Annotated in this window: 2 protein-coding genes; both read right to left on the bottom strand. The window is 57.7% G+C overall.

Going from position 1 to position 473, the window contains the following annotated elements; all coding sequences use genetic code 11:
• On the bottom strand, nt 1–229 hold a 229-nt coding region (locus VSR71_RS35040; protein ID WP_342917913.1), incomplete at its 3' end, for a DUF302 domain-containing protein.
• Between the two features lie 59 nt (nt 230–288).
• The coding region (locus VSR71_RS35035; RefSeq protein WP_342917912.1) for an SHOCT domain-containing protein at nt 289–473 on the bottom strand (185 nt) is incomplete at its 5' end.

Genomic DNA, 473 nt, shown 5'->3' with positions numbered 1-473 from the left:
GCATTGTCCCGACCTTGTCTTCGAGCTGGAGCGCTTCATGCGCGAGCGTCGGATTGCAGGCCCCCAAGATGCGGTAGTTGCGGAAGTCGACGTTGATTTTCTTCTTGAAGGTCTCCTTGACGTCGATCTCGGTGATGATTCCGAAACCTTCCTGCTTGAGGCCTTCAATACTACGGCGCACAGCCTCATCAAAGCTGACCGGCAGCGTCTTGCTGAAATAGTAACTCATCGGCATCTCCCTTCGGCGAGGCAAACAATAAACGTCCGAGCATCTCGTTCCGCCTGATTTCAGCCGGAAATGTCCTGCTTCTTCTGCAAATATTCGTCGCGGTTGATTTCGCCGCGCGCGTAGCGCTCCTCAAGCAGCTGCAGGCCCGGGGATGGTCGCGCGGAAAATTGATGTGCTCCGGGTTGCGCCGCGGTCCGCACGAGCCACACGACGCCGGCCACGATGGCAACCAGGATCACGAACC

Origin of the sequence: Cupriavidus oxalaticus (assembly GCF_038900635.1) — a bacterium.
Lineage (GTDB): Bacteria > Pseudomonadota > Gammaproteobacteria > Burkholderiales > Burkholderiaceae > Cupriavidus > Cupriavidus oxalaticus_B.
The sequence above is the reverse complement of the archived record's forward strand: the minus strand, read 5'-3'. Positions and strand labels throughout refer to the sequence as shown.